This is a genomic window from Ruegeria sp. AP7 (assembly GCF_056539905.1).
In genome coordinates, this window is record NZ_JBQFVT010000001.1 from 276,627 (window position 1) to 295,686 (window position 19,060).

18 protein-coding genes are annotated in these 19,060 nt (G+C 55.8%); 13 read left to right on the forward strand and 5 right to left on the reverse strand.

Annotated elements, in window-relative coordinates; genetic code table 11:
• Positions 1 to 74: 74 nt before the first annotated feature.
• Positions 75 to 1,172 (forward strand): 4-hydroxyphenylpyruvate dioxygenase, encoded by a 1,098-nt coding sequence (gene hppD / locus ACR0KN_RS01375; RefSeq protein ID WP_170539129.1) that lies wholly within the window; start codon positions 75 to 77, stop codon positions 1,170 to 1,172.
• Positions 1,173 to 1,228: 56 nt separating this feature from the next.
• Here the strand turns inward: hppD and ACR0KN_RS01380 are convergent, their stop codons facing one another.
• Positions 1,229 to 3,154, reverse strand: a complete 1,926-nt coding sequence (locus ACR0KN_RS01380) for a hypothetical protein (protein WP_480650828.1) — start codon at positions 3,152 to 3,154, stop codon at positions 1,229 to 1,231.
• A gap of 164 nt (positions 3,155 to 3,318) precedes the next feature.
• Here ACR0KN_RS01380 and ACR0KN_RS01385 point away from each other — a divergent pair, with 164 nt between their 5' ends.
• Positions 3,319 to 4,014 (forward strand): SIMPL domain-containing protein, encoded by a 696-nt coding sequence (locus ACR0KN_RS01385; protein WP_170539134.1) that lies wholly within the window; start codon positions 3,319 to 3,321, stop codon positions 4,012 to 4,014.
• 1 nt (position 4,015) lies between these two features.
• Here ACR0KN_RS01385 and ACR0KN_RS01390 read toward each other — a convergent pair whose 3' ends face one another.
• From ACR0KN_RS01390 to ACR0KN_RS01400, 3 genes are all read right to left on the reverse strand, one after another.
• Entirely contained in the window at positions 4,016 to 4,726 is a 711-nt protein-coding gene (locus ACR0KN_RS01390) for a GNAT family N-acetyltransferase (RefSeq protein ID WP_480650830.1), read from the reverse strand.
• A gap of 4 nt (positions 4,727 to 4,730) precedes the next feature.
• Positions 4,731 to 6,023 (reverse strand): O-acetylhomoserine aminocarboxypropyltransferase/cysteine synthase family protein, encoded by a 1,293-nt coding sequence (locus ACR0KN_RS01395; RefSeq protein ID WP_480650832.1) that lies wholly within the window; start codon positions 6,021 to 6,023, stop codon positions 4,731 to 4,733.
• Positions 6,024 to 6,095: 72 nt separating this feature from the next.
• Entirely contained in the window at positions 6,096 to 7,091 is a 996-nt protein-coding gene (locus ACR0KN_RS01400) for a hypothetical protein (protein ID WP_480650834.1), read from the reverse strand.
• Positions 7,092 to 7,243: 152 nt separating this feature from the next.
• Here ACR0KN_RS01400 and ACR0KN_RS01405 point away from each other — a divergent pair, with 152 nt between their 5' ends.
• From ACR0KN_RS01405 to ACR0KN_RS01420, 4 genes are all read left to right on the forward strand, one after another.
• Complete coding sequence (locus ACR0KN_RS01405) at positions 7,244 to 7,876, forward strand: cupin domain-containing protein (RefSeq protein WP_480650836.1); 633 nt, start codon at positions 7,244 to 7,246, stop codon at positions 7,874 to 7,876.
• A 159-nt stretch (positions 7,877 to 8,035) separates the two neighbouring features.
• Entirely contained in the window at positions 8,036 to 9,370 is a 1,335-nt protein-coding gene (locus tag ACR0KN_RS01410) for an NAD(P)-dependent oxidoreductase (protein ID WP_480650837.1), read from the forward strand.
• Between the two features lie 45 nt (positions 9,371 to 9,415).
• On the forward strand, positions 9,416 to 10,720 hold the full coding sequence (gene preA / locus ACR0KN_RS01415; RefSeq protein WP_480650839.1) for an NAD-dependent dihydropyrimidine dehydrogenase subunit PreA: 1,305 nt from the start codon (positions 9,416 to 9,418) through the stop codon (positions 10,718 to 10,720).
• Positions 10,721 to 10,793: 73 nt separating this feature from the next.
• A complete protein-coding gene (locus tag ACR0KN_RS01420) occupies positions 10,794 to 11,273 on the forward strand; it encodes a hypothetical protein (RefSeq protein WP_480650841.1) in 480 nt (159 codons plus the stop codon).
• A 3-nt stretch (positions 11,274 to 11,276) separates the two neighbouring features.
• Here the strand turns inward: ACR0KN_RS01420 and ACR0KN_RS01425 are convergent, their stop codons facing one another.
• Positions 11,277 to 11,885 (reverse strand): TetR family transcriptional regulator C-terminal domain-containing protein, encoded by a 609-nt coding sequence (locus ACR0KN_RS01425; protein ID WP_480650843.1) that lies wholly within the window; start codon positions 11,883 to 11,885, stop codon positions 11,277 to 11,279.
• A gap of 169 nt (positions 11,886 to 12,054) precedes the next feature.
• On the opposite strand from ACR0KN_RS01425, the gene ACR0KN_RS01430 reads away from it, so the two are divergent.
• The 7 genes from ACR0KN_RS01430 (at position 12,055) to ACR0KN_RS01460 (ending at position 18,943) form a co-directional block, all read left to right on the forward strand.
• Entirely contained in the window at positions 12,055 to 13,305 is a 1,251-nt protein-coding gene (locus ACR0KN_RS01430) for a Zn-dependent hydrolase (protein WP_480650845.1), read from the forward strand.
• A 93-nt stretch (positions 13,306 to 13,398) separates the two neighbouring features.
• Complete coding sequence (gene hydA / locus ACR0KN_RS01435) at positions 13,399 to 14,853, forward strand: dihydropyrimidinase (protein ID WP_010439443.1); 1,455 nt, start codon at positions 13,399 to 13,401, stop codon at positions 14,851 to 14,853.
• Positions 14,854 to 14,908: 55 nt separating this feature from the next.
• Positions 14,909 to 15,706 (forward strand): ABC transporter ATP-binding protein, encoded by a 798-nt coding sequence (locus ACR0KN_RS01440; RefSeq protein WP_480650848.1) that lies wholly within the window; start codon positions 14,909 to 14,911, stop codon positions 15,704 to 15,706.
• Positions 15,706 to 16,137: a GNAT family N-acetyltransferase gene (locus tag ACR0KN_RS01445; RefSeq protein WP_260025779.1), complete on the forward strand. Its 432-nt coding sequence runs from the start codon at positions 15,706 to 15,708 to the stop codon at positions 16,135 to 16,137. Before ACR0KN_RS01440 ends, ACR0KN_RS01445 begins: the two co-directional genes overlap by 1 nt.
• On the forward strand, positions 16,134 to 17,051 hold the full coding sequence (locus ACR0KN_RS01450; protein WP_480650850.1) for an ABC transporter permease: 918 nt from the start codon (positions 16,134 to 16,136) through the stop codon (positions 17,049 to 17,051). The genes ACR0KN_RS01445 and ACR0KN_RS01450 overlap by 4 nt, the downstream gene beginning before the upstream one ends.
• Positions 17,048 to 17,893, forward strand: coding sequence for an ABC transporter permease (locus ACR0KN_RS01455; RefSeq protein WP_480650852.1), 846 nt, complete (start codon positions 17,048 to 17,050; stop codon positions 17,891 to 17,893). Before ACR0KN_RS01450 ends, ACR0KN_RS01455 begins: the two co-directional genes overlap by 4 nt.
• Positions 17,894 to 17,953: 60 nt before the next feature.
• Positions 17,954 to 18,943 (forward strand): ABC transporter substrate-binding protein, encoded by a 990-nt coding sequence (locus ACR0KN_RS01460; protein WP_010439453.1) that lies wholly within the window; start codon positions 17,954 to 17,956, stop codon positions 18,941 to 18,943.
• Positions 18,944 to 19,060 lie beyond the last annotated feature (117 nt).

A 19,060-nucleotide genomic window follows, 5' to 3' on the forward strand; every position in this document is an offset into this window, starting at 1 on the left:
TGCGCAGAAACAGCACCGAATAAGGCGTATTTTTGAATCAGCAAAGAAATTCCTGTTTTCCAAGGAGAAGCGCCATGGGTCCTTTCCCGCATAACGCCCCGAAATCTGTCATCAGCGAAGAAAACCCCGCCGGCACCGACGGGTTCGAGTTCGTTGAATTCGCCCATCCCGAACCGCAGGAACTGCGCGATCTGTTTGCGCGGATGGGGTTCGAATATGTCGGCTACCACCGCGACACCCCCAAGGTCGAGCTGTGGCAGCAGGGCGATGTCACCTACATCCTGAACGCGGACCCCGACAGCTTTGCCGCGAAATTCGTCGCCGAGCATGGTCCTTGCGCTCCTGCGATGGGCTGGCGTGTTGTGGATGCGCAGACGGCTTATGAGCACGCGATTGCAAAAGGGGCCGAGCCCTATGACGGTGCCGACAAGACCATGAATGTCCCGGCGATCAAGGGTATCGGTGGCTCGCTGATCTATTTCATCGATCAGTATTATGACACCTCGCCCTATAACGAGGAGTTTGAGTGGCTGGAGCAATCGAAACCGCGCGGTGATGGGTTCTATTACCTCGATCACCTGACCCACAACGTATTCAAGGGTAACATGGACAAGTGGTTCAAATTCTACGGCGACCTGTTCAACTTCCGCGAAATTCGCTTCTTTGACATTCAGGGCAAACATACAGGTCTTTTCAGCCGAGCGCTGACCTCTCCTTGCGGTCGCATCCGCATACCGATCAATGAGGACCGGGGTGAAACCGGGCAGATCGTCTCTTACCTAAAGAAATACAATGGCGAGGGTATCCAGCATATCGCGGTGGGTAGCGATGATATCTATGGCTCGACCGATGCGATTGCCGAGAAGGGGTTGAAGTTCATGCCTGGCCCGAACGAGACATATTATGACATGTCTTACGACCGTGTGTCTGGCCATGATGAGCCCAAGCATCGAATGATGAAGCACGGTATTCTAATCGACGGCGAAGGCGTTGTTGATGGGGGTGAGACCAAGATCCTGCTTCAGATCTTCTCGAAAACCGTCATCGGCCCGATCTTCTTTGAATTCATTCAGCGCAAGGGTGACGACGGGTTTGGTGAGGGTAACTTCAAAGCCCTGTTTGAATCGATCGAACGCGAACAGATTGAATCGGGTGAAATCTCGGCCGCCTGATCTGAGATCAATGAAAATAACTGAGCGCTCTGTTTACCAAACAGGGCGCCCTTCTTTTATCCGCGTGGCATCTTGAGGGTGATGTTCTTACCGCGTTTCTGATAGCGCAATTCGCTATCTCCGATGGCCACGACATTCCCACCATCGATACGATCACCCACTTTCAGCTTCTTGTAGCGCCCGCTGGGCAGGCGTACCAAGGCACGGCGATTGGCCGGGGTGCCATATACACCGATCAGGTTGAGCTTGCGTAGGTTGATGGCATTATCGATGGTCGCCTGTCGCGCAACCGAGGCGGTTGTCGGTATCTTGGGTTTTACAGCCCTGGGCTGGAATGAACCGGCCTCATCACTGCTGGTTGCCACATTCGCGGTCGATCCCAGCGAAGTACTTTGGGTGCTGGGTTTCTTGGCAACCAATGCGGCGATATTCGCAGGGCGTGGCTTGGGGCGTGGAACACGAACCACCGCCAGAGCGGTTGGTGTTTCGTCAACCTCGGGCTTGGATTGCAGGCTTTCCGGACGCAGTTTTGGTCGCACCGAAGCCAATTCCTGGCGAGACCGGCCACCCAATTGTTGTCTTTCGAATTGATCAACAAGGTTGTCGGGCCTTGGGCGGGGTCGGATTGATGCGAGCCTTTCGTCAACCTCTTCAACAACAACGGGCTCTGTCTCAAACCGTGTAGGGGATTCCGGAGGCACCGATGAAGGGCGGCCCAGGTAGACCATCACACCGGCTGGATTCAGAGTGCCCTCTGCGGTCGGCGTCACCAGACCACGTTCGTCCAACTCAAACCTCTGACCCGCGGCGCCGGGCAGGGCGGTCAACTCAAAAGCTTCGTCAGTTTCGAGGCTTTCATGTGGTGGCAGGGCAACGGTGTCGGTCGACAGATCAGCGCGATCAACCGAAGTTAGATAGACATCAGCAAGCTGTTCCAGCGGTGGTTCGGCCAACGGGTTCGGTTCAACAGGCGCGGTCCCGGTGAAGTCATGAAACTCTGCCCCGAAGTCTGGCAGGCCAGCAATTTCTTCAACCGGTTCAGGAGCAACCTTCAAAGCTTCGAGAATGGCCTCATCAGTTGCAGACAGATCAGTTTCGTCACCGGTGTTCGGCTCGGCGGGTTCAGGTTCAATTGCGAGTTCCGCAACATCTGGTGCGCTGGGTTCAACGGCTGTCGGGACATCTTGCTGTGGCTCTGGAACTAAAACGGGCGCCTCTGCAACGACTGGTTCTGGGGCATCGACCGTAGGTTCATCGCTGTTCAGTGACCAGAGACCAAGTACCATGCCCAATAGAACGGATGCAGCAACCGCCGGAATAACATATTTTTTCACCTCTACCGACGAAGAGATCGTGGGCGATTCAGCGCTTTGAGCGGAACGGAAAGCGGTCGGATCAGCTGTATCCGCGATGGGATGAATGGGAATACTCGATGCCTCATCAGGCGTGGCTTCCGGCGATTTTGCCACGGGCGCAGTGCTGATTTCATTTGACTGGGAGTCCACCTCAGACGCAGGCACTTCGTAAACGGACCCTGATAGAACGTCTTCACCATTGGCACTAAGCCAGAACCCTTCTGGGATAAATCCATGTTCCACCGCAAATGAGTGCGCTTCTTTCAAAGTTTGCTGCGCGACTGCCGCGACGTGAATGTCTGAACCGTTCGGAGTTGCGACAAAGGTCAGCTCGGACAACTGGTATGGCGTTGCTGAGGCTAAAGTTTCTTCAACTTTCTGCGTTGCCGCTTCGGTATCCATTCCATCGGTATCGACCGTCAAAAGACGTACCTGATCCGAAGGAATCACGAGCTTGCAGCTTAGGTTGTTTTCTAGTGCGAATCCCTGATCGCGCAGGGTCCGGATCTGATCAGAGAAATCCGGTGCATCCAACGGGATCGTGCCAATGCAGTACCAGTCTCCATCCGACTGGTGATGCAAGGAAATACCGTTTTCAGAAAATGACAGCACAAAGGCGGGTTTCATGATCGCGATGAACCATAATTGTCAGCTTCAATGCAAACGCTTGGATGTCTGCCCGACGAGATTAGAGCAGGAACTCGCCGAGGGAAAGAAAAAGGCGCGTTTCCCCCTTGCCGTGTACGGAGTATGACACCCATCTTAGCGACAAGTCATAAGGAGAGATCACCTTGAAGACACTTGCTTTTCTGGCTGCCATGACCGCAGCCGTCGCGGCGTTGCCTGCCCATGCGGAAGAACGTCGCATCACCGTCAGTGGAACCGGAACGGCCTTGGCTGCGCCAGATATGGCAACCATAACGCTTGGCGTGACGAACCAGGACGCCCAGGCATCGGTTGCGATGCAGGCGACCTCTGACGCTGTGACACAGATTCTAAAACGGTTGGATGAGATGGGCTTGGAATCACGTGATGTGCAGACCCGCGATCTGTCGTTGTCACCAGTCTGGTCTGGGCACAGGAACTCAAGCGACGAAGCACCCAGGATCACCGGATTTACAGCCTCAAACCGCGTTTCTGTTCGGGTTCGGGATTTGGATAAACTGGGTCAGATTATGGACGCCGTCATCAAGGACGGGGCCAATGATTTTGGCGGCTTGAGCTTCAGTGTACAGGAGCCTAAGCCGCTTGAGGCCGAAGCGCGCGCGAAAGCGGTCGCAGACGCAACCGATAAGGCGCAACAATTGGCCGAGGCCTCAGGCGTGACTTTGGGTCCGGTGATTTCGATAAACGATCACGGTGGGGGCGTTCGCCCGATGGCCCAGATGCGCGAAATGGCGATGTCTGACGCTGGCGGCGTTCCGGTAGCGGGCGGAGAGATTTCTGTATCGGTCAATATCGCTATGGAGTTCGAAATCGCGGACTAAGCTACGCTCCAACGCGGGCTTGCAGCGGTAGTCGCTGCTGGCCCGCCGCGTCGAAATTCCCCGGCGCAAGCCAATTCTCGAATGCTGCGCGAATGCGCGGCCATTCGCTGTCGATAATCGAGAACCAAGCGGTATCCCGGTTACGCCCTTTGTAATGGGTCGCTTGTCGGAAAATACCTTCGAACGTAAATCCCAAGCGTTCGGCCGCGCGCTTTGAGGGTGCGTTCAAAGCGTCGCATTTCCATTCGTAACGGCGATAGCCAAGCTCATCGAACACCCGTCGCATCATCAGATACATCACTTCGGTTGATTGCGGTTTGCGTTGGAGCAGGGGTGAGAAATGGATATGGCCCACCTCGATGGCACCCGCTGCTGGTTCGACACGCAAATACGAGGCCATACCCACCGGCGTTTCGTCGGCATCCAACACCGTATGGAACATGGGATCGGCGTCCATGCAGTTGTTCTGCGCCCATGTGGTGAAATCAGCCTCAGAGGCGAAGGGGCCATAAGGCAGATAGGTCCAGTTATGGCCATCCGTGTCACTGGCAAACGCCCGGTACAATCCGGGCGCATGCCGGTTCACATCTAGCGGCACAACAGAACAGAACCGGCCCTGCATCGGCGTGTAAGGCGGGGTGGGGCGAGGAAACTCGCCTGTGACCGGCAAGCCAATAGGCTGGCCCAGTTCATTTGTGTTGTGCCCTGCCATCTGCTCAGGCACTTGCTTTGGACAGCGCTTGATCCAGATCGGCGATCAGATCGTCTGCGTCTTCGATGCCGATGGAGACGCGCACGACTCCCGGGCCCGCGCCTGCAGCTTCCTGCTGCTCAGGCGTCAACTGACGATGGGTCGTCGAGGCAGAGTGGATGATCAGCGAGCGCGCATCGCCCAAGTTGGCCACATGACTGAAGATTTCCAACGCGTTGACCAGCTTGATGCAGGCGTCATATCCGCCTTTGACCGCAAATGTGAATAGCGCACCGGCCCCGCGCGGGTAATGCGCTTTGACCCGATCATGATAAGGCGACGAGGGAAGGCCTGCATAGGTCACGTAGTCCACGCGATCATCCGCTTCCAGCCAGGCGGCGATCTTCTGGGCGTTTTCGACATGGCGCTCCATCCGCAGCGAGAGTGTCTCGATCCCCATTAGGGTATAATGTGCTGCCTGCGGGTTCATGGTCATTCCCAAATCGCGCAGACCGATGGCAATGCCGTGGAAAGTGAAGGCCAGCGGGCCGAAAGTCTCGTGGAATTTCAGGCCGTGATACGCAGTCTCGGGCTCGCTGAGCGAGGGGAATTTGTCATTCGCAGACCAGTCAAACTTACCCGAATCCACGATGCAGCCGCCGGTGACCGTGCCGTTACCGGTCAGGTACTTGGTGGTTGAATGCACGACCAGGGTCGCGCCATGCTCGATCGGACGGCACAGGTAGGGCGTGGCCGAGGTGTTGTCGACGATCAGCGGGATGCCAGCCGCGTCTGCGACTTCCGCCAGCGCGTGGATGTCAGTGACATAACCGCCAGGGTTGGCGATGGATTCGCAGAACACCGCGCGGGTGTTTTCGTCGATGGCGGCTTTTACGGCGTCCAGATCGTCGGTGTCGACGAATTTGGCTGACCAGCCGAAACGTTTGATGGTCTGGCTAAACTGCGTGACCGTACCCCCGTACAGGCGGGTTGAGGCGACCACGTTGCAGCCCGGACCCATCAGTGGGAATAGCGCCATGATCTGCGCCGCGTGACCCGAGGAACAGCAGACAGCGCCGACGCCGCCCTCAAGCGTTGCCACGCGTTCCTGCAAAACAGCGACGGTCGGGTTGGTCAGACGCGAATAGATGAACCCAACTTCCTGCAAGTTGAACAACGCAGCAGCATGGTCGGCATCGCGAAACACATAGGCCGTAGTCTGGTAGATCGGTGTCTGACGCGCGCCGGTAGCGGGGTCGGGGCGGGCCCCGGCGTGAATCTGCAGCGTGTCGAAACCATAGGTGGGGCCATCAGACATCTTCGAAATCTCCTGTTGGAATGTGCGTTAGTAAATCTCTAGGACATTGCTTTGCACCACACAACGTCCACGTCACCGCAGCCAAAGTCCCTTGGCCTTGATGGTCTTGCGTATGACCTGTTCGCGTGCTGGCAGGTTGTTCCTGTCGAACATTGCCCGGATTTTTGCGCCTTTGCGCTGGATCACCAATTTCTTCATCGGATCATAGCCTTTGAGCACCTTCTTGATCTTGTTGGGAGCCACAACGGTCTCTAGCACCTCGACCACATGATCGCTTTCTCGTGCATAGAGCATCGGAAACAGGTGATAATGGCAGCTGACTGACCCATCCAGCAGACCTTTTGGCAGCGCATCCCGACCACCGCCGAACGAGTGGATGACCAGCGGCAATGCCACCTGATCCAGCCAGGGGTCTAGGACCTGCCCGGTGAGTTCGGGGATACCTTCGTCCCGAATGGTACGGGCGTAATCAAGATACCGCCGACCAAACTGGTGAGGGCATTTGTAGAAGAAGTATCCCGCATTGAAATACAGGTAGTGTCGCCAATATCCCGGTGGCTGTCTGGAATCGAGCGAGCTTTCGAAATCCAGCCCGAATCGGTCATAAAGCGCGCGCCAGATGCCGTCATAACCGGGGCCATAAAGTGTGGGCTTCGGCCATGTGCCCTCGACACGGAGCGAGGCGCCGGGCCGGTTGAAATCAAATGGCACATCGGCAATTTCACCGGTGATCAATGTATCGGTGTCGAAGAAGACAAATGGCTCGCCTTCCGGCATCGCCAGTAGCGCTTCGATCTTGTTGCCGTGGGGATAGCTTGCTCCAAAGATTTGCGATTCGAAGGGCAGGATCTCAGCACCCAATTGCCGCAAGGCTTGCAACACGTCCACATCCCGAATGCTAGGGTCTTGGGACCACAAGGGGCCTTTCTGAGGAACGCCAACAAATAAACGTCCGGTAAATCCGGGTGAGCTATGGCGCAGCGATGCCGCGAACAAGAGTGCCTCGTATTGCAGACGGTTGTTTTGCCCGATGATGAGGATGTTGAACGTCGTTGGGCTTGCCTGCATCTTTTCGCGCTTTCTAAACGGGCCGGAATTGGGCACCGGTCTCGACCGGAAGTACAACAAGCTGTGAAGGGCGTCAAAACCCCAAACATGACCGGTTTGCAAATCCGGCTCGTGCTCCCATCTAATGTGGCAGCAACGCAGGAGGATTGCAGATGCGCGTCAATGCAGATTTCACACAGCGGGTCGCTGTCCACTTTGATCAAACCGCATGGGTCGCGTCACCGGCTGCCGGCGTTGAACGCAAGATGCTGGACCGCATTGGCGAGGAAGTGGCGCGTGCCACAACCATCGTGCGTTTTGCTCCTGGCAGCGCATTTTCAGCGCACACTCATGACGGAGGCGAGGAATATCTGGTGCTGGATGGTGTGTTTCAGGATGAAACCGGAGATTTTCCGGTCGGCAGCTATGTGCGTAATCCTCCGACTTCATCCCACACTCCTTCGGCCAGCGAAGGCGCGACGATCCTCGTCAAGCTTCACCAGTTCGACCCCAAAGACCGCACCGAAGTGCGTCGTTCCATCAACGGGGGCGGAGATATCGATTTGTTCAAGGATGCGCATGAGGATGTTCAGGTGCAATGCTGGGCTGCTGGTGAGCAAATTGAACTGGACTCTGGCAAGGGGCTTGAGGTCTTCGTTCTCGAAGGCAGCTTTATCGAGACAGGCGAAGAATTTGGTACTTGGGATTGGCTGCGACTACCACCTGGATCACGCTCGACAGCCATCGCAGGAGAGAGTGGAGCCCGTGTTTGGATCAAATCCGGCCACCTAAGTGGGATGATCTGACACCAAACGTGCTAACAATGTGGGCAATTATTAAGGAAATCCGGGTCATTTTTCCCGGATTTCTATTTTTTTGACCATTTGGTAAATTTACCAATTGATAAAAAATCAGAATGTGGCAAGCTGAAGCTCATAACAAACATATCTACAGGGAGTAGAGTGATGGCACAGGGCCAGATGGCACCCGGGATCGTCTCCGGGCGGCTTTCCAGCGATGAGCTGACCTCGAATTTCACCGATCTGCATCCGCCTCTGGCTCTGCATGAGGCAGCCGTGGCAGCAGATCGTTGCTATTTCTGCTATGACGCACCATGTGTGACGGCCTGTCCGACGGATATCGATATTCCGTTGTTCATCCGCCAAATTCAGGCTGGACAACCAGCTGCGGCCGGACAGACCATTCTGGAACAGAATATCCTAGGCGGCATGTGTGCTCGGGTTTGTCCGACCGAGTCTCTTTGTGAAGAGGCTTGCGTGCGTGAGACGGCCGAAGGCAAGCCAGTCGAGATTGGACGCCTGCAGCGTTATGCAACCGACGATGTGATGGCCTCGGGCGTTCATCCGTTCGCGCGTGCAGAACCAACGGGCAAGACGGTCGCCGTGGTCGGGGCAGGGCCCGCTGGTCTGGCCTGCGCCCACCGTCTGGCGATGCTAGGGCATGATGTGGTGATCCACGAAGGCAAGCCCAAGCCGGGCGGGCTGAACGAATACGGCATTGCGGCGTACAAATCGACCAACGACTTTGCGCAGGCCGAGGTCGACTGGCTGCTGAAAATCGGTGGGATCGCGATTGAGACCGACTCAGTTCTGGGTGAGACGATTTCACTAGAAGGGCTGCAACAGAACTATGACGCTGTGTTCCTGTCGATCGGACTGGCAGGGGTGAATGCGCTACGTGCAGATGGGGTAGATAAAGACGGGGTGCGCCCGGCGGTCGACTTTATCTCGGATGTGCGGCAGGCCAGCGACCTGGCTGATCTCCCAGTCGGTCGGAATGTCGTTGTGATTGGCGGCGGCATGACAGCAGTAGACGCGGCAGTGAAATCGAAGCTGCTGGGGGCAGAGCATGTCACCATCGCCTATCGCCGAGGTCGCGACGCAATGGGGGCCAGCCGGTACGAACAGGATTTGGCGGCGTCGCACGGTGTTCGTATTCTGTGCAACGTTCAACCTGTGGCCATTCACGGAAATGGAGCCGCGGCTGAGATCGAATTGGAGTATACTGCTAGTCATGATGGTCGACTGACCGGTACAGGAGAAACCGTTCGTGTGCCTGCCGATCAGGTTTTTAAGGCCATCGGTCAGACGCTTGACGGTGCGCCGGAAGGGCTAACGCTGGATGGCAATAAGATTGCTGTAACCGGGGCAGGACGCACCTCGATTACCGGTGTGTGGGCTGGCGGAGACTGTGCAGCAGGTGGCGAAGACCTGACCGTTACCGCAGTGGCCGAGGGCCGCGATGCAGCGATGGATATCCACGCAAGTCTGAGCGCGTGAAACTCAAAGACAAAGATGCAGAACTGCATCAGGGAGGCCGGATAAATGGCTGATTTAACATCAAACTTTCTGGGAATTTCAAGTCCAAACCCTTATTGGTTGGCCTCCGCGCCACCGACGGATAAGGAATACAATGTTCGCCGCGCTTTCGAGGCCGGTTGGGGAGGGGTGGTATGGAAGACTTTGGGGGCCGAAGGCCCTCCGGTCGTAAACGTAAATGGGCCGCGTTATGGCGCGATCTACGGTGCGGACCGCCGGTTGTTGGGGCTCAACAACATCGAACTGATTACCGACCGGCCACTTGAGGTGAACCTTGAGGAAATGGCCCGTGTTAAGGCCGACTACCCAGATCGCGCCCTGATCGCCTCGATCATGGTGCCCTGTGAAGAGGCCGCTTGGAAGGCCATTCTGCCGCGCGTGGCTGAAACTGGCGCGGATGGGATCGAGCTGAATTTCGGTTGCCCGCATGGGATGAGCGAGCGCGGCATGGGTTCGGCCGTAGGACAGGTCCCGGAATATATCGAAATGGTGACCCGGTGGTGCAAACAGTATTACGACCGCCCGGTTATCGTGAAACTGACGCCGAACATAACCGATATCCGCAAACCCGCCGCGGCCGCTAAGAACGGCGGTGCGGATGCGGTGTCGCTGATCAACACGATCAACTCGATTACCAGTGTAGATCTGGATACGTTCAGCCCCGAACCATCGATTGACGGCAAAGGCAGCCATGGTGGCTATTGTGGTCCGGCGGTGAAGCCGATTGCCTTGTCCATGGTGTCAGAGATTGCGCGGGCTGAAGCCACGCGTGGCCTGCCGATCTCGGGCATCGGCGGCGTGACCACTTGGCGCGACGCTGCCGAGTTTATCTCGCTTGGTTGTGGTAATGTTCAGGTTTGTACCGCAGCAATGACCTATGGCTTTAAGATCATCGACGAACTGACTGCAGGCTTGTCAGAATGGATGGACGAGAAAGGCTATACCAGCATCGATCAGATGATCGGCCGCGCGGTGCCCAATGTCACTGACTGGCAATATTTGAATCTCAACTACATCGCAAAAGCAAAAATTGATCAGGACCAGTGTATCAAGTGTGGCCGCTGCTATGCCGCCTGCGAGGACACCAGCCATCAGGCGATTTCGATGTCGGCAGATCGGGTATTCGAAGTCATCGATGAAGAATGCGTTGCCTGCAACTTGTGTGTAGATGTCTGCCCTGTCGAAGGCTGTATCTCGATGGAGCCAATGGCGGCCGGAGAGGTTGATCCGCGCACGGGCAAAGTGGTTAGTCCCGAATATGCCAACTGGACAACGCATCCGAACAATCCGATGGCCAAGGCCGCCGAGTAAGAGATACCGGAATCCCGCTACAACCGGTTCGGTGATACACTGCCGCTGACGGACAGGATCAAAGGAGCATGTCATGTCAGCGGCACCAATGGGTCGGAACAAGGGTGGCAACCGGGTCACAAAGCTTGATCGGGATACATCCAAGAAGAATGTCGCCCTTTCCAAAGCGAAACAGCGCGACGCGCTTGCGGCAAAAAATTTCATGAAACATCAAAAGCAGCTCAAAAAGGATCTGGAGCAACTGATCAAACTTCGGCGCTCGATCGAAGAGATGCTCAAGAAGTTGAAAGAGGACCGGCAACTGGATCAGAGATTTCTGAACCAAGTTACGAAAAAGGTTAAATCTCTTAAGGACTTTAGCACATTCATCAAAGCATCCGAACGTGAGCATTCGGTAGGTGTTCAGCAGCCCAAGATGTACACCGCAATTGTACGGGATGCCGGAAAAGTACCCAAAATCAATACAGTCAATACAATGGGCGACTTGACCATAATTCTGGCCATGACCATCGTGATTTTGAAGCGTATTCTGGCCCTGAAACCGGCGAAGTAACGTCTACGGCGTTAGAAGTTTGCGATAGAGTGTATCAACGAAAGTCTCAGCGCCTTCAAAAGGATCTTCGTCGCCCAAGATTGCGCGAACCTGCACGTCAAAATCTGCATAATGCTGAGTCAGCGCCCAGATTGAGAAAATCAAATGATAGGGATGCAGGCGCGCAATCTTTCCCTGATCCATCCAAAGGGTAAGGATGGTGGTTTTTTCATCGACCAGCTTCTTGAGATCGCTGGATAAAGCATTGTGAATGCGGGGCGCTCCCTGAACCAGTTCATTTGCAAACAGGCGGCTTTCGCGGGGGAGGTCGCGACTCATCTCAAGCTTTCGGCGGACGTAAGATAAGATCTCTTCCAGCGGCTCTCCGTTTTCGTCAAGCTCGTACAAAGGTGCCAACCATACCTCAAGTAAGCCAGTTAGAAGGGCGGTGTGAATCGCTTCTTTTGACGGGAAGTAATAGAGCAGATTGGGTTTGCTCAATCCCGCCTCGGCGGCGATTTGGTCAACGGTGGCCCCGCGATATCCATGTGCAGAGAACACATTCAGGGCAGCGTCCAGAATCGCTGCTCGGTTTTTTTGCTGAATCCGTGTTGGCGCGCGGTCCTTGGGCATGTTTCCCTGTGCCTATTTTTGGTTTTCTGCGTGGCGGATATGTCGAAAATTTCGGCAACACCATGCATTTTCTTGACTGATGTCGAACCCGTGATAGCGTGAGTTTGACCAGATGGTCAAATCAAGACACCAAAAGCGAGCTAAATCGCAAGCAACAGGGAAGAACAAGATGGCAGCTCCGGCGCAGAATCTCAGGATCAATGGCGACAGGCTATGGGACAGCCTGATGGAGATGGCCAAGATCGGGCCCGGTGTGGCGGGTGGCAATAATCGCCAGACGTTGACTGATGAGGATGCCGAAGGACGCGCATTGTTTCAAAAGTGGTGCGAGGACGCGGGTTGCACCATGGGATTGGATCAGATGGGTAACATGTTCGCCCGTCGAGAAGGCGCTGATCCTGAAGCGTTGCCGGTATATGTTGGGTCGCATCTGGATACACAGCCCACGGGCGGCAAGTATGATGGTGTTTTGGGCGTGCTTGGCGGGTTGGAGATCATTCGCACGTTGAATGATCTTGGGATCAAAACCAAGCACCCGATCGTTGCAACAAACTGGACCAATGAAGAGGGGACGCGATATGCCCCCGCGATGTTGTCTTCGGGCGTATTCGCCGGAATGCACACGCAGGATTGGGCCTATGATCGTGAGGATGCCGAGGGCAAAAAATTCGGGGATGAGTTGAACCGCATCGGCTGGCGCGGTGATGAAGAGGTGGGTGCGCGCAAGATGCACGCGTTCTTCGAGCTGCACATCGAACAGGGCCCCATACTGGAAGCCGAGGGCAAGGATATCGGTGTTGTCACGCATGGCCAGGGGCTAAGCTGGACCCAAGTCACAGTGACTGGCAAGGATGCGCATACCGGGTCTACTCCGATGCCGATGCGTAAGAATGCCGGGCTGGCAATGGCACGTATTCTTGAGAAAGTGGATGAGATTGCGTGGTCACATGCGCCTCATGCCGTTGGTGCGGCGGGTCATATCGACGTGTACCCGAACTCGCGCAATGTGATCCCGGGAAAGGCGGTGTTTACGGTCGATTTCAGATCACCCGAATTGGATGTAATCACCGATATGGAGAACCGGCTGCGTGTCGCGGCAGAGGATATCGTCAATGAGATGGGACTGCAGATCGAATTCGAGAAGGTTGGCGGTTTTGATCCGGTGAAGTTTGATGAAGGTTGCGTGGCGGCGGTGCGCGACGCTGCTGAACGGTTGGGTTATTCCCATACGGATATCATTTCAGGCGCGGGACATGATGCCTGCTGGATCAATCGAGTTGCCCCGACAGCGATGGTGATGTGCCCCTGCGTGGATGGGTTGAGCCACAACGAAGCCGAAGAGATCAGTAAGGATTGGGCTGCAGCCGGGGCGGATGTTCTGTTGCATGCGGTCGTCGAGACGGCTGGGATCGTGGAGTAGGGGGGCTCTGCCCCTGTCGCCCGATGGGCGACTCCCCCGGGATATTTTTAGCCAGATGAAGCAAGCGGCGCAGACCGCATCAGGGAGTTTAACATGAGCACTGTGATCAAGAACGGAACCGTTGTGACCGCTGATCTGACCTATAAGGCGGACGTGAAGGTTGAAGGTGGCGTGATTACTGAGATTGGGCCGGACCTGCGAGGTGATAAGGAACTTGATGCGTCGGGCTGTTATGTCATGCCGGGTGGGATCGACCCGCATACGCATTTGGAAATGCCGTTCATGGGGACCTATTCCAGCGATGATTTCGAAAGCGGGACGCGCGCAGCGCTGGCGGGCGGGACCACGATGGTGGTGGATTTTGCGCTGCCCAATCCGGGTGAAAGCTTGTTGGACGCGCTGAAACGCTGGGACAACAAGTCAACGCGTGCAAACTGTGATTATTCGTTCCACATGGCGGTGACCTGGTGGGGTGAGCAGGTGTTTGATGACATCAAAACTGTCATCGAGACCCGCGGCATCAACACCTTCAAGCACTTTATGGCCTATAAAGGCGCGCTGATGGTGAACGATGATGAACTTTTTGCCTCGTTCAAACGTCTTGCGGAGCTAGGTGGCACTGCGATGGTCCATGCCGAGAATGGCGATGTGGTTGCTGAGCTGAGTGCGAAGTTGTTGGCCGAAGGAAATACAGGGCCAGAAGCGCATGCCTATTCCCGTCCACCGCAGGTGGAAGGCGAGGCAACCAACCGGGCGATCATGATCGCAGATATGGCAGGTGTGCCGCTCTATGTGGTGCATACCTCCTGCGAAGAGGCGCATGAGGCCATTCGGCGCGCCAAGATGCAGGGCAAGCGTGTATGGGGCGAGCCATTGATCCAACACCTGACCTTGGATGAAAGCGAGTACTTCCACCACGATTGGGAACACGCGGCACGTCGGGTTATGAGCCCTCCGTTCCGGAACAAGCAGCATCAGGACAGCCTTTGGAATGGTCTACAGTCTGGAACGTTGAGCGTTGTGGCCACAGACCACTGTGCGTTTACGACGGAGCAGAAACGGTATGGCGTGGGTGATTTCACCAAGATTCCGAATGGGACCGGAGGGTTGGAAGATCGGATGCCGATGCTATGGACCCATGGGGTGAATACCGGGCGTCTGACGCCGAATGAGTTCGTGGCTGTTACTTCAACTAACATCGCCAAGATATTGAATTGCTACCCGAAAAAGGGCGCAATTCTTGTGGGCGCGGATGCTGATTTGGTTGTTTGGGACCCGGACAAGGCCAAGGTAATCTCGGCCGAGACACAGCAATCCTCCATCGACTACAACGTCTTTGAGGGCAAAGAGGTGCGCGGGTTGCCGCGGTTCACGCTGACCCGCGGTGCGGTGGCCGTACATGATGGTGAGATTCAGACTCAGGAAGGGCACGGGAAGTTCGTGGCGCGTGAGGCCAATACCCATGTGAACAAGGCGCTGAGCACCTGGAAAGAGTTGACAGCGCCCCGGCCTGTTGAGCGGACAGGTATACCGGCAACGGGTGTGTAAACCCCTTGGGTCGCCTTTCCGGCGACCCGGGTCTGAGCTTCTTCAAGGCAATGGAATGAATACAGAAAATACTACTCAGCCCGTTATTGAGGCAAGGCAGCTGGATCTTACATTTCAGACGAATGATGGGCCTATTCATGCGCTGAAAGATGTGAACTTGTCGATTGGCAAGGGGGAGTTTGTCAGTTTCATCGGTCCATCTGGCTGTGGCAAAACCACTTTCCTGCGCTGTATCGCGGCGCTGGAGACGCCGACGGGTGGGTCCTTAACCGTCAATGGAATGACCCCGGATGAGGCGCGGAGAAACCGGGCTTACGGGTATGTGTTTCAGGCGGCGGGGCTGTATCCATGGCGAACGATTGCGAAGAATATCAAGCTGCCGCTTGAGATTATGGGTTATTCGTCTGCTGAGCAGGATGAACGGGTTAAAAAGGTCTTGGAACTTGTTGATCTTGAAGTGTTTGGGGGCAAATTCCCCTGGCAGCTATCAGGAGGCATGCAGCAGCGGGCCAGCATTGCGCGAGCCCTGGCCTTTGATGCAGACATCTTGCTGATGGATGAACCGTTCGGTGCCTTGGATGAGATTGTGCGCGACCATCTGAACGAACAGCTCTTGGCGCTGTGGGCTCGGACCGAGAAGACTATCGGCTTCGTGACCCACTCGATCCCCGAGGCGGTGTATCTCAGCACCAAGATCGTGGTTATGAGCCCGCGGCCTGGTCGGATCACGGATGTGATCGATAGTCCTCTGCCGAAAGAGCGGCCATTGGATATCCGCGATACGCCCGAGTTTATCGAAGTTGCTCATCGCGTGCGCGAGGGACTGAGGGCCGGTCATGGGGATGATGTTTGATGGCGGGCGACGGCATCAGACGGGCATCTTTAGATGATGTGAAAGATTGCGCGCGGATCATTTGGACCTGGGCGAAGCAGACGGGCTGGATGCCCGATGAACTGCCGCAAGAGGAACTGGCGGGCCTGATCCGTGAGGCGTTTCCCAACCGGGACGTCTGGGTCGCCGGAGATCCGCCTGATTGTTACATGTCGGTTGATCCGGTCGAGAACAAAGTGGGCGCGCTTTATTGTCTGCGGACGGGACAGGGTGTCGGAAAACGGTTGTTGGATAAGGCGAAGGAAGGGCGCGACCATCTTTGGCTAACGACGCATGAGCCCAATGTGGACGCGCAGCGGTTCTATCGTCGCGAAGGGTTTATCGAGACGGGACGGGAGCCTCCGGTACCGCCTGACACGGTACCTGTCATTCGGATGGAGTGGCAGGCATGAAGCAAATTATTGCAGTCCTCACTGTCCTCGCGGCCATTGTTATCGTGTGGTACGCGGCCTGTATCCCGATGAATATCAAAGGGGTTCTGACTGAACAGGAGCGTGCGGGGGCCGAAGTCCAGCCGCCCTCAGCCAAAGATCGCCGAGACATGAGTGAGATCGGTCTGGCCTTGAATAACCCTTTCGCCATACCAGCGACATGGGAGCAAGAGCGTCCGCGCCTTCCAGCCCCCCATCAGGTTGCGATTGAAATGTGGGAGACCACGGTTCAGAAGAAAATCACCTCAAAACGCTCGCTGATCTATCATGGTTGGGTCACGTTAAGTGCCACAATGTTGGGTTTCGTTATCGGGACCGGGCTGGGCATTCTGCTGGCCGTTGGAATTGTGCACAGCCGGGTGATGGACTTGTCGGTGATGCCCTGGGCGATTGTTAGCCAGACAATCCCGATTATCGCGCTGGCGCCAATGATCATTGTCGTCCTGTATTCGGTTGGCGTTCAGGGTATCATTCCCAAGGCCATTATTTCGGCTTACCTGAGTTTCTTCCCTGTCGTCGTCGGCATGGTGAAAGGGCTGCGTAGCCCTGATGCCATGCAGTTAGATTTGCTGCGAACCTACAATGCCAGCCGCTCGCAGGGGTTCTGGAAGCTGCGTCTGCCGGCCTCGATGCCCTATCTGTTTACATCGCTGAAAATTGGCGTCGCTGCGTCTTTGGTAGGGGCCATCGTTGGGGAACTGCCTACAGGTGCTGTGGCGGGGTTGGGTGCGCGATTGCTCGCAGGCAGCTATTACGGCCAGACCGTTCAAATCTGGTCGGCGCTGTTTGCAGCGGCCATTCTTGCCGCTTGTCTTGTAGGGTTGTTGGGGTTGATTGAGCGGACGGTTCTGAAACGGATGGGGATGGCACAATGATACCTATTCTTGGTGCAATAGCTGTCTGGTTATTGGGCTGGTGGTTGAACAGCCGTCTGGCCAGCGGACCCTATTCCGACACTCGGATGGTGCGGTTTCTTGCGCCTTTGATCTTCGGTTTAACCGTCATTGGCATCTGGGAGCTGGTCGTGCGCGGCCTTGAGGTGCCATTGGTCATCTTACCAGCTCCGTCTGTCATCTGGGTTCGCTTCTGGGACAGCCTGCCCACACTTTGGGCAGACTTTGTGCAAACGATCATCAAGGGCGCTTTGAGTGGATATCTCATCGGATGTGGCTCGGCCTTCCTGATGGCGATTGCCGTGGATCGATGGAATTTCCTGCGCCTCGGGCTGCTTCCTGTCGGCAACTTCGTCGCAGCGCTGCCGATCGTGGGCACAGCGCCTATTCTGGTAATGTGGTTCGGCTTCGACTGGCATTCGAAGGCGGCGGTTGTCGTGGTGATGGTGTTCTTCCCGATGCTGGTGAACACGGTGGCGGGGCTGCGCGAAGCCACTGCGATGCAGAGGGATTTGATGGAGACCTATGCGGCCACTTATTGGCAAAGCTTCCTTAAACTGCGCCTGCCTGCCGCGATGCCATTCATATTCAACGGATTAAAGATTTCTACCACACTCGCCCTGATCGGGGCTATCGTGGCTGAGTTCTTTGGCTCACCCACCCTGGGCATGGGCTTTCGGATATCCACCAGCGTCGGGCAATTGTCGCTGGATATGGTGTGGGCCGAGATCGTGGTCGCAGCGCTGGCTGGGACGGCCTTTTATGGCCTTGTGGCGATGATCGAAAAGGCGGTGACCTTCTGGCATCCGTCTCAGAGAGGATAAATAGAATAATTCAACAGACCCCACAAACGGGGCAAACATAAGCAACTAGGAGATATGATGATGAAGAAGCTACTCAGCGGGGCGGTTGCCGCCTTTAGCCTGGCAGCCAGTGCGGCACTTGCTGCGGATGAGGTGACGCTGCAATTGAAGTGGGTCACGCAGGCCCAGTTTGCAGGCTACTATGTGGCGAAGGACAAGGGGTTCTATGAAGAAGAGGGGCTGGACGTTACAATTCTACCCGGTGGTCCCGACATTGCACCCACTCAGGTGATTGCAGGCGGTGGTGCAGACGTGACGGTTGAATGGATGCCAGCCGCGCTGGCCGCGCGTGAAAAGGGTCTGCCTCTGGTAAACATCGCACAGCCCTTCAAAAGCTCTGGTATGATGCTCACTTGCTGGAAGGATGCTGGAATTGCTGCTCCCGAGGACCTGAAGAACCGTACTTTGGGTGTTTGGTTCTTTGGCAACGAATTCCCGTTTATGAGCTGGATGAGCCAGCTGGGAATCAGCACCGATGGCAAAAGTGACAGCGGAGTCGAGGTTCTTAAGCAGGGCTTCAACGTTGATCCGTTGCTGCAGCGCCAGGCCGATTGCATTAGCACTATGACCTACAATGAGTACTGGCAGGTCATCGATGCCGGTGTCACGCCCGAGGAACTGGTGACCTTCAAATATGAAGATCAAGGCGTCGCCACGCTTGAGGATGGCCTCTATGTGCTTGAGGAAAACCTGAGCGATGCGGCCTTTGCCGACAAGATGGAGCGTTTTGTCCGTGCCTCAATGAAAGGCTGGAAATACGCCGAAGAGAATCCGGATGAGGCTGCTGAGATCGTGCTTGAAAATGATGCAACCGGTGCCCAGACCGAAGAGCATCAGAAACGCATGATGGGTGAGATTGCCAAGCTGACCGCAGGGTCGAATGGTGCTCTGGACCCGGCAGATTTCAATCGTACGGTTGAGACTCTGCTGGCCGGTGGTTCCGATCCGGTTATCACCAAGCAGCCTGATGGTGCTTGGACACACCAGATCACGGATGCTGCGCTGAACTAAGTTCAGCGACACGCGCAACTCTAAACGCGGTCCCATTGGGGCCGCGTTTTCTATTGTAGATGCCGGATTCGTGCCTGTACTTACTGCTTGAAACGTATAGTATTTCACTGAAATTAT